Annotated in this window: 11 protein-coding genes; 3 read left to right on the top strand and 8 right to left on the bottom strand. The window is 59.2% G+C overall.

Going from position 1 to position 15664, the window contains the following annotated elements:
• Positions 1-410: 410 nt before the first annotated feature.
• The 3 genes from ACV8MC_RS02685 to ACV8MC_RS02675 all read left to right on the top strand — a co-directional run bounded on the left by ACV8MC_RS02685 (position 411) and on the right by ACV8MC_RS02675 (position 4421).
• Positions 411-1994 carry a peptide chain release factor 3 gene (locus ACV8MC_RS02685; RefSeq protein ID WP_016771727.1) on the top strand — a complete coding sequence of 528 codons (1584 nt, stop codon included), beginning with the start codon at positions 411-413 and terminating at the stop codon, positions 1992-1994.
• Between the two features lie 822 nt (positions 1995-2816).
• Positions 2817-3998 (top strand): MFS transporter, encoded by a 1182-nt coding sequence (locus ACV8MC_RS02680; protein WP_457264376.1) that lies wholly within the window; start codon positions 2817-2819, stop codon positions 3996-3998.
• Between the two features lie 159 nt (positions 3999-4157).
• Positions 4158-4421 (top strand): hypothetical protein, encoded by a 264-nt coding sequence (locus ACV8MC_RS02675; RefSeq protein ID WP_056782908.1) that lies wholly within the window; start codon positions 4158-4160, stop codon positions 4419-4421.
• A 207-nt stretch (positions 4422-4628) separates the two neighbouring features.
• On the opposite strand, the gene ACV8MC_RS02670 is transcribed toward ACV8MC_RS02675, so the two are convergent.
• From ACV8MC_RS02670 to ACV8MC_RS02635, 8 genes are all read right to left on the bottom strand, one after another.
• Positions 4629-5609, bottom strand: a complete 981-nt coding sequence (locus ACV8MC_RS02670) for a peptide ABC transporter ATP-binding protein (protein ID WP_041477953.1) — start codon at positions 5607-5609, stop codon at positions 4629-4631.
• Positions 5609-6577 carry an ABC transporter ATP-binding protein gene (locus ACV8MC_RS02665; RefSeq protein ID WP_016771722.1) on the bottom strand — a complete coding sequence of 323 codons (969 nt, stop codon included), beginning with the start codon at positions 6575-6577 and terminating at the stop codon, positions 5609-5611. Before ACV8MC_RS02665 ends, ACV8MC_RS02670 begins: the two co-directional genes overlap by 1 nt.
• Before the next feature lie 10 nt (positions 6578-6587).
• The gene (locus tag ACV8MC_RS02660) at positions 6588-7514 is read right to left on the bottom strand and encodes an ABC transporter permease subunit (RefSeq protein WP_256809559.1); all 927 of its coding nucleotides are present in this window, start codon (positions 7512-7514) and stop codon (positions 6588-6590) included.
• An 11-nt stretch (positions 7515-7525) separates the two neighbouring features.
• Entirely contained in the window at positions 7526-8536 is a 1011-nt protein-coding gene (locus tag ACV8MC_RS02655) for an ABC transporter permease subunit (protein ID WP_016771720.1), read from the bottom strand.
• 73 nt (positions 8537-8609) lie between these two features.
• Positions 8610-10205 (bottom strand): ABC transporter substrate-binding protein, encoded by a 1596-nt coding sequence (locus ACV8MC_RS02650; protein ID WP_024011590.1) that lies wholly within the window; start codon positions 10203-10205, stop codon positions 8610-8612.
• Between the two features lie 77 nt (positions 10206-10282).
• Positions 10283-11719 carry an OprD family porin gene (locus ACV8MC_RS02645; protein ID WP_056782911.1) on the bottom strand — a complete coding sequence of 479 codons (1437 nt, stop codon included), beginning with the start codon at positions 11717-11719 and terminating at the stop codon, positions 10283-10285.
• A 176-nt stretch (positions 11720-11895) separates the two neighbouring features.
• Positions 11896-13494 (bottom strand): ABC transporter substrate-binding protein, encoded by a 1599-nt coding sequence (locus tag ACV8MC_RS02640; protein ID WP_041477956.1) that lies wholly within the window; start codon positions 13492-13494, stop codon positions 11896-11898.
• 303 nt (positions 13495-13797) lie between these two features.
• On the bottom strand, positions 13798-15423 hold the full coding sequence (locus ACV8MC_RS02635) for an ABC transporter substrate-binding protein (RefSeq protein WP_016771716.1): 1626 nt from the start codon (positions 15421-15423) through the stop codon (positions 13798-13800).
• Positions 15424-15664: the final 241 nt, after the last annotated feature.

The following is a 15664-nucleotide window of genomic DNA, read 5'->3' as shown; positions in this document are numbered from 1 at the left end:
TTTTTGTAGTCGGCGAGCGCAGTCCCGTGTGGCATGCCAAGCCTTGGCTGCCGGGAGCGTCGTTCGCGAAAAGTAGCCGTTTTTCAGAGCCGGCAAAGCGGTCTGAAAGCGAGCCATGAGCGCAGCCTCGTCAGGCTAACTTGCTGATTTTTCAGCCCCTGACGAAAGTTCGTAACAGGGGATGGACGTCTCCGTGCCTTAAAAGGTTCCCACGTTAGACACTATTTGGCCACCCTGTTGGAGCTGCCGAAGGCTGCGATCTTTTGACTTTGCTGCTGAAAACAAGATCAAAAGATCGCAGCCTTCGGCAGCTCCTACGGGGTTTTGCGCGGCCGAGGGACGGTGGTTCGGCGATCACTTTTTAAGCTATACTCGCCGCCCTTTTTTGAATCACCGCCAGGCGATTTCCCATGACCCAACAGGCCGCCGAAGTCGCGAAACGCCGCACTTTCGCCATTATTTCCCACCCCGATGCCGGTAAAACCACGATCACCGAAAAGCTCCTGTTGATGGGCAAGGCGATTGCAGTGGCCGGTACGGTGAAATCCCGTAAATCCGATCGCCATGCGACATCCGACTGGATGGAGATGGAGAAGCAGCGGGGTATTTCCATTACCACGTCGGTCATGCAGTTCCCCTATCGCGAACACATGATCAACCTGCTCGACACCCCGGGCCACGAAGACTTCTCCGAAGACACCTACCGCACCCTGACAGCGGTGGACTCGGCCTTGATGGTGCTCGACGGCGGTAAGGGCGTAGAGCCACGGACCATTGCGCTGATGGACGTCTGCCGTCTGCGTGACACGCCGATCGTCAGCTTCATCAACAAACTCGACCGTGACATCCGCGACCCGATCGAACTGCTCGACGAAATCGAAGCAGTCCTGAAGATCAAGGCTGCGCCGATCACCTGGCCGATCGGTTGCTACCGCGATTTCAAGGGCGTGTATCACCTGGCCGACGACTACATCATCGTTTACACCGCCGGTCATGGTCACGAGCGCACCGAAACCAAGATCATCGAGAAACTCGACTCGGACGAGGCGCGCGCGCACCTGGGCGATGAGTACGAGCGCTTCATCGAACAGCTGGAACTGGTGCAGGGCGCCTGCCACGAATTCAACCAGCAGGAATTCCTCGACGGCCAACTGACCCCGGTGTTCTTCGGTACCGCATTGGGCAACTTCGGTGTCGACCACGTGCTCGATGCTGTCGTCGATTGGGCGCCGCGTCCGCTGGCCCGTGTGGCCAATGAGCGTACCGTCGAGCCGGTGGAAGAGAAGTTCTCGGGCTTCATCTTCAAGATCCAGGCGAACATGGACCCGAAACACCGCGACCGCATCGCCTTCATGCGTATCTGCTCCGGCAAGTACGAGAAAGGCATGAAGATGCGCCACGTGCGCACCGGCAAGGACGTGCGCATCGGCGACGCCCTGACGTTCTTCTCCTCCGAGCGTGAACAGCTCGAAGAAGCCTACGCTGGCGACATCATCGGTCTGCACAACCACGGTACGATCCAGATCGGCGACACCTTCAGCGAAGGCGAAGTCCTTGGTTTCACCGGTATTCCGCACTTCGCCCCGGAACTGTTCCGTCGCGTGCGTCTGCGTGATCCGCTGAAGTCCAAGCAGTTGCGTCAGGGCCTGCAGCAGTTGGCGGAAGAGGGCGCGACGCAGGTGTTCTTCCCCGAGCGCAGCAACGACATCATTCTTGGTGCCGTCGGTGTGCTGCAGTTCGATGTGGTCGCCAGCCGTTTGAAAGAGGAATACAAGGTCGAGTGCTCGTATGAGCCGATCACTGTGTATTCGGCGCGCTGGATCGAGTGCGACGACAAGAAGAAGCTTGAGGAGTTTTCCAACAAGGCGGTGGAGAACCTCGCGCTCGATGGCGGTGGTCACCTGACTTACCTGGCGCCGACGCGGGTGAATCTGGCGTTGATGGAAGAGCGCTGGCCGGATGTGAAATTCCGCGCGACGCGGGAGCATCATTAAGGTTTGAGGTGTTTTTCTGAAAGCCCCTGAGGTGTAGGCCTTGGGGGCTTTTTTATGGGCTGCCGCTTTTGGTCTTGGCGGCCGTTGGGCCGACCAGGCTGTTGGGGTTTTGGGTGAATATCCGTTGCTGCGGGGGCTGCGGCTGGCGGTTTCGCCCTTACGGCGACTTACTTTTTTACAAGCGCCTAAAAAAGTAAGCAAAAAACGCTTGCTCCTGCGTTCGGCCCTCGCAGGCTCGGGTTCCTTCGCTCCGGGATCGATCCGGGCGCAGCGGCTACGGTTTGCTTCGCTGCACCTCCTTCCGCTGTGTTCGACTTCGTCGAACGGTCGCTGCGCTCCCACGCCCGGATCAATCCCTCCACTCAGCCTTCCGACGTCGCCCGTGGATCAAAAGCAAGATCAAAGGCACTCGAGCTTGCGCTCATTGTTTTGAGTGGTGAGAAGCGTGTGGTCTGCTTTGGATCTGTGTTGGATTCGCCCCTCATCGGAACGCCGCCCGCCCAGCCCTCTCCCGAGGGAGAGGGGGCCGATTGATGATCTGTCCAAATCCCGAGTTCGGCTCGGTATTTCAGGTCGGCGTACCTTGCCCAAGCGACCCGGTCAGTCCCCTCTCCCTCCGGGAGAGGGTTAGGGTGAGGGGCTTTTGATCTTTAACGCCGCGTGAAAAATCAAGTTGAATCCGGGCGCGGCGATTTTTCCGTAAGGCGTTTTCCCTCTACGTCGTAGCCATGCTCTGCTTTTACTTCCGCTGACCTCACCCCCACGACATTCCAATCCAAGCCGTCTACTGTTCATCAAACCCTCGCGCCCATCGGACGTTACATGCTCAAAGGACTGACCCAACTCCTGCGCCCCAACGGCTATTTCACCCCCATGGCCTGGGTCCTCGCGGCTCTATTGTTCATCAACCGCCTCAGCGCCATGGTCAAACTCTTCATGGCGTTGTACTTGCGTCAGGAACTGGGGCTGGCGATTGAAACCGTCGGCTGGTTGCTGTCGGCCTATGGCGCGGGGTTGTTGGTCGGTTCGATGCTCGGTGGCTGGCTCAGTGATCACGTGCGCACGGCGCGGCTGACGGCGGCGCTGTTTTTCGTTTCGGTGTGGGTGTTGATGCTGTTGGGGCTGGAGACGCAGGTGCCTTGGCTCGCCGGTTTGCTATTGCTTAGCGGTGTCATCGATGGGGCGATTCGGACGTTGCATCAGCGGCTGATCATGGAGTATTGCGAAGTCGCGCAACGCTCGCGTGCGCAGGCCCTTAGTCGGGTCGCGCGTAATCTGGGCATGGCCGCTGCCGGGGTGGCGGGTGGGGTGTTGGCGCAGGCGGATTTTCGTTGGGTGTTTTTTGCCAGTGCAGCGATGACGATGCTGGCGTTGCTGTGGTTCGCGCGCACGACGTGGCGGCGGCCGGTGCTGGTGGTTGGAGACGAATCCGCCGATGGCTCGAGCGTGCCGCTTCGCGACAAGCCGTTCCTCTGGTTGCTGGCGGCGACGGCCGTGCTCGGCATCGCGTTCGACACGGTCTACAGCACGCTGGGTAATTATCTGCGTGACTACTACCACCTGAGCACAGAGGCGATCGGCTGGCAGTTCGGGCTCAATGCGCTGTTGGTGATCGCTTTACAAATCCCGCTATCGCACGCGGTCGAGCGTTGGGGCTCGCGTTGGCAGATGCTCGTTGGCAGTGTCCTGTTGGCCTGTGGGCTGGGCATGTTGCCGTTCGGTTCCGGCTTGGCTTTTGTCTGTCTGTCGACGCTGATCTGGACGCTGGGCGAGGCGCTGTTCATGCCGCCACTGAATGTGCTGGCGATGCACTTTGCGCAGAGCGGCAAGAGCGGTCAGTACTTCGGGCTGTTCTTCATGAGCTGGAGTGCCAGCGCGTTGTTGTCGCCGGTGCTCAGCGGTCAGCTGTATGGCCAGTTTGGCGGGCACAGCGTCTGGCTGATGAGTGCGCTGCTGGTGCTGATGTCCATTCCACTGACCTGGCAGGCCACACGCGGCGCTTAGCAGTATCGGTTATCGGGGTTATTCGAAAGCAATCTGTGCATCGAGGGCATTTCTCCCCGCACCGCCGCGTCCTAAGTGGTGAGCCGGTCGGATCGCGACTAGATTTCACACGGAGCCAGTCCGGCAAGCATGTCTTAGCGCAACAGGATGGAGTCGGCCATGAAAAGCAGATTGCTACGGGTTTTGATGTTGTTGAAAGTGATGGTGATGCTGTCCCTCGGCACGGCAACGGCCTGGGCCGAGTGCGAGGATCACGAATCTCAGGCGTTCAATGGGCAGGTCGGGCATAGCGGGCTGATGCTGGCCAAATCCGAGTCGGAGCCGGGGGATATGAATCAGGGTGGCAGCGCCGAAGATGATGACTCGACGACCGACGAGCCGGACACCGATGATCCGGGTGACGAAGGCGATAGCCAGACATAGATCGCCGGCCAAAGAAAAACCCCTTCTGCCTCGACTGATGCGCAATGGAGGTGGAAGGGGTTTTGTTATCGCGTGAACTCTTGAATCAACACGAATTCCCTGTGGGAGCGAGCCTGCTCGCGAAAGCGGTTAATCAGTCACCGATGATGTTGACCGAAATGACGCCTTCGCGAGCAGGCTCGCTCCCACATGAGATATTTCGTGGGCCTACGCCGCGCCGTCGAGAAACTGCTCGGCGTAGTGGCAGGCCACCTGCCGATTATCCAGCTCACGCAACAGCGGTTCTTCCGTGCTGCAGCGTTCGGTCGCGTACGGGCAGCGCTTGTGGAAAGCGCAGCCCGGTGGCGGGTTCAGCGGGTTGGGCAGTTCGCCGACGATTTTGATTTTCGGCTTGTTCGGGTCCGGGTGAATGGTCGGGGTCGCCGACAACAGCGCCTGGGTGTACGGGTGCAGCGGGCGTTCGTAGATGTCGTTCTTCGGACCCAATTCCACCGGGCGGCCGAGGTACATCACCATCACGTCATCGGCCACGTGCTGCACCACCGCGAGGTTGTGCGAGATGAACACGTAGGCGGTGTTGAACTCCTGCTGCAAATCCATGAACAGGTTCAGCACTTGGGCCTGAATCGATACGTCCAGTGCCGAAGTCGGTTCGTCCGCGACCAGCACTTTCGGTTGCAGCATCATTGCCCGCGCCAGAGCGATACGCTGGCGCTGACCGCCGGAGAACATGTGCGGATAGCGCTGGTAATGCTCGGGCCGCAAGCCGACCTGCTTCATCATCGCCTGGACTTTCTCGCGACGTTCGCTGGCCGACAGCTTGGTGTTGATCAGCAACGGCTCGGCCAATTGATCACCGATTTTCTGCCGTGGGTTCAACGACGCATACGGGCTCTGAAACACCATCTGCACGTCTTTGCGCAGTTGCTTGCGCTCGGCCTTGTCGGCGCCGGCGACTTCCTGGCCGGCGATCTGCAGCGAACCCGATGACGGCTCCTCAATCAGCGTCAGGGCGCGGGCGAGAGTGGATTTGCCGCAGCCCGACTCACCCACTACGGCGAGGGTCTTGCCGGCTTCCAGTTCGAACGACACGCCGTTGAGCGCGCGCACGGTGGCGTGGCCCTTGAACAGGCCACGGGAGACTTCGTAGTGACGGGTCAGGTCGCGGGCGGTAAGTACGACGGCCATTACGCCACCTCCTGATTCAGCGGGTAGAAGCAGCGGGCGAGGCTGTTGGCTTTCGGATCAAGGCCCGGACGCTGGGTGCGGCAGTTGTCCTGCACGTACGGGCAGCGCGGCGACAGCAGGCACCCCTGCGGACGGTCATAACGGCCCGGGACGATGCCCGGCAAGGTCGACAGGCGTGAGGCGCCGAGGCTGTGCTCGGGAATCGCCTTGAGCAGTGCTTCGCTGTACGGGTGCGCCGGGATGTCGAACAGCTGCGGCACCTGGCCGACTTCCACGGCTTGACCGGCGTACATCACGCAGACGCGCTGGGCAGTTTCCGCCACGACCGCGAGGTCGTGAGTGATCAGCACCAGGCCCATGTTCTGTTCTTTCTGCAACGCCAGCAGCAGATCCATGATCTGCGCCTGAATCGTCACGTCCAGCGCGGTGGTCGGTTCGTCGGCGATCAACAGTTTCGGCTCGCCGGCAATCGCCATGGCGATCGCAACACGCTGGCTCATACCGCCAGACAGTTGATGCGGGTAGGCGTCCATACGGCTGGCGGCGCCCGGGATCTCGACCTTTTCCAGCAGTTCGATGGCACGCTTGCGCGCTTGCTTGCCGGACATTTTCAGGTGCAGGCGCAGCACTTCCTCGATCTGGAAACCGACGGTGTAGCTCGGGTTCAGCGCGGTCATCGGATCCTGGAAGACCATCGACAGGTCTTTGCCGACGATCTGCCGACGCTGACGGTTGCTCAGTTTGAGCATGTCCTTGCCGTCGAAGCTGAGCGAGTCAGCGGTGACGATGCCGGGGTGCTCGATCAGGCCCATCAGCGCCATCATGGTCACGGATTTACCCGAACCCGACTCGCCAACGATGGCCAGCACTTCGCCTTTGTCGACTTTCAGGTCGAGGCCGTCGACCACCGGTGTCGCGGTCTTGTCGCCGAAGCGGACGTTGAGATTCTTGATTTCTAACAGTGACATTTGAATCTCCTCAGGCGGCGTTCTTGAGTTTCGGGTCCAGCGCATCGCGCAGGCCGTCGCCCATCAAGTTGATTGCCAGCACGCTGAGCAAAATGGTCAGACCAGGCAGGCTCACCACCCACCAGGCGCGTTCGATGTAGTCGCGGGCCGAGGCCAGCATGGTGCCCCACTCAGGGGTTGGCGGTTGTACGCCGAGGCCGAGGAAGCCCAGTGCGGCGGCATCGAGAATCGCCGAAGAGAAGCTCAGGGTTGCCTGCACGATCAGCGGCGCCATGCAGTTGGGCAGCACGGTGATGAACATCAGGCGTGGCAGACCGGCACCGGCCAGACGCGCGGCGGTGACGTAGTCGCGGTTCAGTTCGCCCATCACGGCAGCACGGGTCAGACGCACGTAGGACGGCAGGGAAACCACAGCAATCGCGATCACGGTGTTGATCAGGCCAGGGCCGAGGATGGCGACAATCGCCACGGCCAGCAGCAGCGACGGCAGGGCCAGCATGATGTCCATCAGACGCATGATGGTCGGGCCGACCACTTTCGGGAAGAAACCGGCAAACAGACCCAGCAGGATCCCCGGAATCAGCGACATCACCACCGACGACAAGCCGATCAGCAGCGACAGGCGCGAACCCTGGATCAGACGCGACAGCAGGTCACGGCCGAGTTCGTCGGTGCCGAGCAGGAACTGCATCTGCCCGCCTTCGAGCCACGCCGGTGGCGTCAGCAGGAAGTCACGGTATTGCTCGCTCGGATTATGCGGCGCGACCCACGGCGCGAAAATCGCGCAGAAGATGATCAGCAGCATGAACAGCAGGCCGGCAACGGCGCCCTTGTTCTTCGAGAACGCTTGCCAGAATTCTTTGTACGGCGACGGGTACAGCAGGCTTTGATCCACGGCGGACGTGGCGTTGGCTACTGAGGATGTTGGAGTGCTCATGGGTATTGACCTCAGCGCTGATGACGGATGCGTGGGTTGGCAAAGCCGTAGAGGATGTCCACCACGAAGTTGACCAGAATCACCAGGCAGGCGATTAACAGGATGCCGTTTTGCACCACCGGATAGTCCCGGGCGCCGATGGCTTCGATCAGCCATTTACCGATGCCGGGCCAGGAGAAGATGGTTTCGGTCAGGACCGCACCGGCCAGCAGCGTGCCGACCTGCAGGCCGACCACGGTCAGCACCGGAATCAGCGCATTGCGCAGACCGTGCACGAACACCACGCGCGACGGCGACAGGCCTTTGGCCTTGGCGGTGCGGATGTAGTCTTCGCGCAGCACTTCGAGCATCGACGAACGGGTCATCCGCGCGATTACCGCCAGCGGAATGGTGCCGAGCACGATGGCCGGCAGGATCAGGTGATGCAGGGCGTCGAAGAACGCGCCGACGTCATCGGCCAGCAGCGTGTCGATCAGCATGAAGCCGGTTTTCGGCTCGATGTCATACAGCAGGTCGATGCGCCCGGACACCGGGGTCCAGCCCAGGCTCACCGAGAAGAACATGATCAGGATCAGGCCCCACCAGAAGATCGGCATCGAATAGCCCGCGAGGGAGATGCCCATCACCCCGTGGTCGAACAGCGATCCTCGTTTGAGTGCCGCGATCACCCCGGCCAGAAGCCCGAGGATGCCAGCGAACAGCAGGGCGGCCATGGACAGTTCCAGGGTCGCCGGGAAAAGAGAGGTGAACTCGGTCCACACGCTTTCACGGGTACGCAACGACTCACCGAGATCGCCCTGGGCCAGTTTGCCGATGTAGTCCAGATACTGGGCATACAGCGGCTTGTTCAGCCCCAGGCGTTCCATTGCCTGAGCGTGCATTTCGGGGTCGACCCGACGTTCGCCCATCATCACTTCCACGGGGTCGCCCGGAATCATGCGAATCAACGCGAAAGTCAGCAAGGTGATGCCGAAAAACGTGGGGATCAACAACCCCAGTCGGCGGGCAATAAAACTAAACATCTTGTGTGGTACCTCATCAGCCGGTTAGGCGTGCCCGGTGTTCCATAGGTCAGGAGCACCGGGCGTTTCTTATCTACTTCACCTGGGTGGTGGCGAAGTTATTAGTGGTGAGAGGGCTGATGTGGTAGCCCTCTACATTGTTGCGCATTGCAGTGAACATCCGAGTATGGGCCATGCTGATCCATGGCTGGTCCTGATTAAACAGCACTTGGGCCTGTTCGTAGAGCGCGGCGCGTTCGGCCGGATCTACTTTAGCCCGCGCTTCATCCAGCAGTGCCTGGAATTTCTCGTTGCACCAGCGTGCGTAGTTTTCGCCGTTCTTGGCGGCCTCGCAACTGAGCATAGGCGTCAGGAAGTTATCCGGGTCGCCGTTGTCGCCCGCCCATCCGGCCGAGACCATGTCGTGCTCGCCGGCCTTGGCGCGCTTGAGCATCTCGCCCCATTCCATCACGCGGATGTCGATCTTGATCCCGACTTTCGCCAGGTCAGCCTGCATCATTTGCGCGCCAAGCATCGGGTTGGGGTTGGTCGGACCGCCGCCGTTACGGGTGAACAGGGTGAAGGTAGTGCCTTCCGGAACCCCGGCTTCCTTGAGCAGCGCGCGCGCCTTGTCGAGGTCGCGTGGCGGGTTTTTCAGATCATGGTTGTAGCCGAGCAGGGTCGGCGGGTACGGGTTGACCGCCACCGACGCGTTGCCCTTGCCGAACAGCGCGTTGACGTAGGCTTCCTTGTCGAACGCGATGTCGATGGCTTTGCGCACGCGTACGTCGCTCATGTACTTGTGCTGGGTGTTCATGGCGATGTACGAAACGGTCATCGCGTCCAGCTCGTCGACTTTCAGCTTGCTGTCTTTCTTGATGCTCGGGATGTCATCCGGTTTCGGATACAGCGCGACCTGGCACTCGTTGGCCTTGAGCTTTTGCAGGCGCACGTTGTTGTCGGTGGCGATCGCCAGGATCAACGCGTCGGCCGGTGGCTTGCCACGGAAATAATCCGGGTTGGCCTTGAAGCGCACCTGCGCATCCTTGGCGTAGCGCTGGAAGATAAACGGGCCGGTGCCGATCGGCTTGTTGTTAAGATCGCCGGTCTTGTTGGCCTTGAGCAACTGGTCGGCGTACTCGGCCGGGTAGATCGACGAGAAGGCCATGGCGATGTCGGCCAGGAACGGCGCTTCGCGACGGGTCAGGGTGAACTTGACCGTGTTGTCGTCGACTTTTTCTACGCTTTTGAGCAGTTCCTTGAAGCCCATGCTTTCAAAGTACGGGAAGCCTACGCTCGACAGTTTGTGCCACGGGTGATTCGGGTCCAGCTGACGCTGGAAGCTCCAGACCACGTCGTCGGCATTCATGTCGCGGGTCGGCTTGAAATATTCGGTGGTGTGAAACTTGACGCCTTTGCGCAGGTGGAAGGTGTAGGTCAGGCCATCTTCGCTGATGTCCCAGGACTCGGCGAGCGCCGGGATCACTTCGGTGGTGCCGGGCTTGAAATCGGCCAGGCGATTGAAGATGGTTTCGGCCACAGCGTCCGCCGTGACTGCAGTTGTGTACTGGACCATATCGAAGCCTTCCGGGCTGGCTTCGGTGCAGACCACCAAGGGTTTGGCCGAGGCGCCGACAGCGACACTCAGCAACGCAGCCGCGATGGCCGCACGTAGGGGAAGCATTTTCATCGATAACCCTCTGCAATCGGTTGAAGACAGAAAACCGAACGGCCGACTCATCATGAGTCAGCCGTCGGTTGGCGTTTTTACAGAATGTTGAACGGGATGGTGGTTACGAGACGGAACTCGTTGATGCTGCCGTCCGATTGGAACTCGCTCGCACGGTGGGCTGTGTAGGTGCCGCGAATCGTGGTGGCTTTCAGAGGACCGCTTTGTACCGCATAGGTCGCACCGATGCCGTATTCATAGTGGTGCTCGCCATCCTGTTCCTGGATGCCGTCGTAGCCTTTGCCTTCAACGCCTTTGTTGCCGTTGTAGTGCGTGCCATCGATTCCCCAGCCGCGAGCTTGATAGATGTTGAATTTCAGGCCCGGCACACCGTACTCGGCCATATTGATGGCGTATGAAACCTGGAAGGATTTCTCGTTCGGGCCGTTGAAGTCCGACAGCAGGGAGTTGGCTAGGTAGATACCGTTAGTCTCGTGCAGGTAATCGAAGTACTCGTTACCGTTTACTTGCTGGTAGGAGAAGGTCAGGTTATGCGCTTGGTGGGTCAGTCCGAACGACAGCGAGTAGGTGTCGTTGTCGATGTCGCCCAGCAGCTTCTTACCTTCGTCGACGGTTTTGTAGTAGTTGAAACCGGTAGTCAGGGCGAGGACGCTGCTGTCACCCAGTTCATGGGTGGCGCCGAAGTAGTACTGGTTCCACAGATCTTCAACTTGCGTGCCCCATAGACTGGTTTTCAGACTTTCGAGCGGCTGATAGCTGATACCGGCGGTGTTGACCTTGTCGGATTCGACACGGCCGTTGGCATACTCGGCGCGGAATTTCTGCAGGCTTTGTTCCGATCGTGGCGAGACGCGATCAAAAGTGGCCAAGTCGAAGGACAGATTGTTCAACTCTTCACTGTGCAGGGAGACACCCTCGAAGCTCGAAGGCAGTGCACGGTTGCCGATCACGTCGACCTGCGGGCTGCTGAAGCTCATACGACCGGCAGTCAGAGTGGTGTTGGAAACGCGCGCCTTGATGTTGGCAAGGCCTACCTTGCTCCACTGATCTACGGCTTCACCGTTATTCTTGTGCGTCAGGGTGCGGTTGTTACCCGATCCCACGCCCGTCTTTGGGGCGCCGCCATTTCCGGAAGCCAGATTTTCACGATCACGTTCAAGCGCAATTGCGTTATATGCCGCAACTTCGGTGCTGATACCTACAGTGCCCTCGGTGAAACCCGAGTTGTACTTGACGATGGTCCCTTGCACCCAGTTGATCCGACGGTCAGTTTCGGCCGGAGAACCATTTTTTTTATAGGAGAATTTGCCGCCGCGCTTCAGTTGCTCGTTGGCGTACCAGTTACGTGTCGTACCGGTGATCGACTGTCCTTCGACGAACCCAGTGGCCTCAGCCTGGGCGCTCTTGGTGTTGACGGTCACCGGAGTGAACGCCTGGCTCTGGGTTTCCGCATAAGCCGTGGCGGTGATGCTGCTGATGGCCAGGGCCAGTATCGCGGTGCTGCTCAGTTTCATGGGTGAAGCTCCTTTACTTTCTTTTTATCCCGGCTTTTTTTGGTATGCCGGTTATTGGTTTAGAACTCGTTCACACATCGCAAACGTTTGCAAAAAGCCGGATTGGCGAATTTAGGCAAAGCGCTTGCGTGAGGGGAGTAGACGGCTCCCCTCAGCATTGCGGCTAATCGGTTGGTTTAATCGATACTGACACCCGAGAACACGTTGCGGCCGAACGGGCTGACTTTGAATCCTTCAACCCGGGTGCTTAACGGCTGGTTGACCGTCGAGTGGGCGACAGGCGTGATCGGCACTTGCTGTTTAAGCAATTGCTGGGCCTGTTTATAAAGCACGGTGCGCTGGTCGCGGTCGGTGACGACCTTGGCCTGTTTGATCAGCTTGTCGTAAGCCGGATCGCACCACATGGAGTAGTTGTTGCCGCCGATGGCGTCACAGCTGTACAGCGTGCCCAGCCAGTTGTCCGGATCCCCGTTGTCACCGGTCCAGCCAATCAGGCTGACGTCGTGCTCGCCGTTCTTGGTGCGCTTGATGTACTCGCCCCATTCGTAGCTGACGATCTTCACTTTCAGACCGATCTTGGCCCAGTCGGACTGGAGCATTTCGGCCATCAGTTTGGCGTTCGGGTTGTACGGACGCTGCACCGGCATTGCCCACAGGGTGATCTCGGTGCCTTCTTTCACGCCGGCAGCCTTGAGCAGTTCCTTGGCTTTTTCCGGGTTGTAGGCGGCGTCCTTGATGGTGTCGTCGTAGGACCACTGGGTCGGTGGCATGGCGTTGACGGCCAGTTGGCCGGCGCCTTGATAAACAGCGTTGAGAATTCCCTGTTTATTCACCGCCATGTCCAGCGCCTGACGCACTTCCAGTTGATCGAACGGCTTGTGGCGCACGTTGTAGGCGATGTAGCCGAGGTTGAAGCCCGGCTTGGAAATCAGTTGCAGTTTCGGGTCGGCCTTCAGCGCTTCAACATCGGCAGGACGCGGGTGCAGGGTGATCTGGCACTCGTTGGCCTTGAGCTTCTGCACGCGTACCGAAGCGTCGGTGTTGATCGCGAAAATCAGGTTCTTCAGCTTGACCCGGCTCGGATCCCAATACTGCGGGTTGCCGGTGTAGCGGATGTTCGAGTCTTTCTGGTAGCTCTTGAATACGAACGGCCCGGTGCCGATCGGCTTCTGGTTGATGTCGCTCGGCTTGCCGTCGGCCAGCAGCTTGTCGGCGTATTCGGCAGACAGAATGGCGGCGAAGCTCATGGCGATGTTCTGGATGAACGCGGCGTCAACACTGTTGAGCGTGAACTCCACGGTCAGCGGCCCGGTCTTCTCGACCTTGGCGATGTTCTTGTTCAGGCTCATCCCGTTGAAGTACGGAAACTCGGTGGGATAGGCCTTGCGGAACGGCTGTTGCGCATCGAGCATGCGATTGAACGTGAACAGCACGTCGTCGGCGTTGAAATCGCGGCTCGGCTTGAAGTAAGGGGTTGTATGAAATTTCACGCCTTCACGCAGGTGAAAGGTGTATTTCAGGCCATCTTCGGAAATGTCCCACTTGGTTGCCAGACCGGGTACGACATTGGTCGCGCCTTTTTCGAACTCCACCAGGCGGTTGTACAGCGGCTCGGCGGCGTCGTTGTCGGTGGCCGTCGTGTATTGCGCGGTATCGAAACCCGCCGGGCTGCCTTCCGAGCAGAACACCAGGCTGTCGCTGGCGGCGTAGCTTGCAGACGTGGCGGCCAACAGGCCGGCGCCCAACAGTGCGGAAAAAACCAAGGTATGGCGCATGACGCTCCCTCTTTTTTTAGTGTTATGCAATGCACCTGGATCCCGATCCCGGGACTTTCTGGTCGCATTGAGCTCAATCCAAATACGTACGGCAAAACCGGTGGCCCACGCAGACACTGGTCAGTACGCGACGGTAGGCACCGTGCCTCTGGCAGTAAATACGTAATTGCCTTAATGCTCGTAGGAAAAGTCGACGCGCCTATACCGAAGCAATCATCTGCGGCGGATTTGGGTGTAGGCCTTTTCCTTTTTTCCCGGTAGATAAAGCAACGGCGACGTCAGAAACGCCGCCGTTGCAATGTCTTACTTGCTGACGCTGACGCCGTAGAAGGAATTCAGGCCAAATGGGCTGATCTTGAAATCCTGCACGTTGGCGCGCATGGGTTGATACACCGTCGAGTGAGCGATAGGTGTCATTGGAACTGCATCTTTGAGGACGTGTTGCGCCTGTTTGTACAGCTCGGTGCGCTTGCCCTGGTCGGTAGTGCGTTTGGCTTCTTTCACCAGGCCGTCGAACTTCTTGTCGCACCACTTGGAGAAGTTGTTGCCGCTCAGCGAGTCGCAGCCGAACAGAACGTTGAGCCAGTTGTCCGGATCACCATTGTCACCGCTCCAGCCAATGATCATGGCCTGGTTCTCGCCACCTTTGGAACGCTTGATGTACTCGCCCCACTCGTAGCTGGTGATCTTCACTTTCAAGCCGATCTTGGCCCAGTCGGACTGGAGCATTTCAGCCATCAGTTTGGCGTTCGGGTTGTACGGACGCTGCACCGGCATCGCCCACAGGACGATCTCGGTACCTTCCTTGACGCCGGCTTCCTTGAGCAGCTGTTTGGCTTTCTCAGGGTCGTACTTGGCATCCTTGATCGTGGTGTCGTAGGACCACTGGGTCGGTGGCATGGCGTTGACCGCCAGTTGGCCGGCGCCCTGGTAAACCGAATCGATGATCTGCGGCTTGTTCACGGCCATGTCCAGCGCCTGGCGCACACGCAGGTCAGCCAGTGGGTTGGCCTCGTTGCTGCCCTTGACCTTGTCCATCACGTTGTAAGCGATGTAGCCCAGGTTGAAGCCAGCCTGATCCGGCATCTTCAGGGACTTGTCTTCTTTCAGCGCTTTCAGATCGGCCGGACGCGGGAACAGGGTGACCTGGCACTCGTTCTTTTTCAGCTTCTGGATACGCACCGACGGGTCGGTGGTGATGGCGAAGATCAGGTTGTCGATCTTCACGTCTTCAGGTTTCCAGTAATCCTTGTTGCCGGTGTAACGGATGTTCGAGTCTTTCTGGTAGCTCTTGAACACGAACGGGCCGGTGCCGATCGGCTTCTGGTTGATGTCGGCGGCTTTGCCATCCTTGAGCAGTTGGGCCGCGTATTCGGCGGACTGCACGGACGCGAAGCTCATGGCCATGTTCTGGATGAACGCGGCGTCGACTTCTTTCAGGGTGAACTTGACGGTGTGGTCGTCGACTTTATCGATCTTGGTGATGTTGGTATCCATCCCCATGTCGGTGAAGTACGGGAATTCGGTCGGGTACGCCTTACGGAACGGGTCATCCTTGTTAATCATGCGATTGAAGGTGAACAGCACGTCGTCGGCGTTGAACTCACGAGTCGGCTTGAAATACGGGGTGGTGTGGAACTTGACGCCTTCACGCAGGTGGAAGGTGTAGGTCAGGCCATCGTCGGAAATGTCCCACTTGGTCGCCAGGCCAGGAATCACGGCGGTGCCGCCGCGCTCGAACTGGGTCAGGCGGTTGAACATGGTTTCGGCTGAGGCGTCGAAGTCGGTTCCGGTGGTGTACTGGCCTGGATCAAAACCGGCCGGGCTCCCTTCGGAGCAGAACACCAGGTTAGTCGCAGCGGTGGCGAAAGGTGCGGAGGCTAACAAGCCTGCGCCGACTAGAAACGGAATGACCGCGTGTTTAAGCATGTTGGCCTCATGATTTGTTGTCATTTTTTAGTTGTGAGGTACGACCTCGTGAGTCGTGCCTGCGGATACTTATGCAGGCCCCATACCCAATGCAAGATCCAGAGCGGTCGGCGGCGTTAAACGGTGGCACGAACGTACCTTAATGTCGCATCCGTATAACTTTTGACGCATTTGACCGTTTGCGGGTGGTTTTTGCGGTGCATTCGGGGCACTGAAATGGTGCGCTGGAGGTGTCGGGTGC

The organism is Pseudomonas sp. PK-RTE-24 (assembly GCF_054052265.1).
The sequence above is the reverse complement of the archived record's forward strand: the minus strand, read 5'-3'. Positions and strand labels throughout refer to the sequence as shown.

Excerpts from the sequence above, each read along its gene's own strand:
- ACV8MC_RS02655 (WP_016771720.1), bottom strand. The coding sequence starts at position 8,536 with ATGTTTAGTTTTATTGCCCGCCGACTGGGGTTGTTGATCCCCACGTTT.
- ACV8MC_RS02680 (WP_457264376.1), top strand. The coding sequence starts at position 2,817 with ATGCTCAAAGGACTGACCCAACTCCTGCGCCCCAACGGCTATTTCACC.
- ACV8MC_RS02650 (WP_024011590.1), bottom strand. The coding sequence starts at position 10,205 with ATGAAAATGCTTCCCCTACGTGCGGCCATCGCGGCTGCGTTGCTGAGT.
- ACV8MC_RS02665 (WP_016771722.1), bottom strand. The coding sequence starts at position 6,577 with ATGTCACTGTTAGAAATCAAGAATCTCAACGTCCGCTTCGGCGACAAG.
- ACV8MC_RS02660 (WP_256809559.1), bottom strand. The coding sequence starts at position 7,514 with ATGAGCACTCCAACATCCTCAGTAGCCAACGCCACGTCCGCCGTGGAT.
- ACV8MC_RS02685 (WP_016771727.1), top strand. The coding sequence starts at position 411 with ATGACCCAACAGGCCGCCGAAGTCGCGAAACGCCGCACTTTCGCCATT.
- ACV8MC_RS02670 (WP_041477953.1), bottom strand. The coding sequence starts at position 5,609 with ATGGCCGTCGTACTTACCGCCCGCGACCTGACCCGTCACTACGAAGTC.
- ACV8MC_RS02640 (WP_041477956.1), bottom strand. The coding sequence starts at position 13,494 with ATGCGCCATACCTTGGTTTTTTCCGCACTGTTGGGCGCCGGCCTGTTG.
- ACV8MC_RS02675 (WP_056782908.1), top strand. The coding sequence starts at position 4,158 with ATGAAAAGCAGATTGCTACGGGTTTTGATGTTGTTGAAAGTGATGGTG.
- ACV8MC_RS02645 (WP_056782911.1), bottom strand. The coding sequence starts at position 11,719 with ATGAAACTGAGCAGCACCGCGATACTGGCCCTGGCCATCAGCAGCATC.
- ACV8MC_RS02635 (WP_016771716.1), bottom strand. The coding sequence starts at position 15,423 with ATGCTTAAACACGCGGTCATTCCGTTTCTAGTCGGCGCAGGCTTGTTA.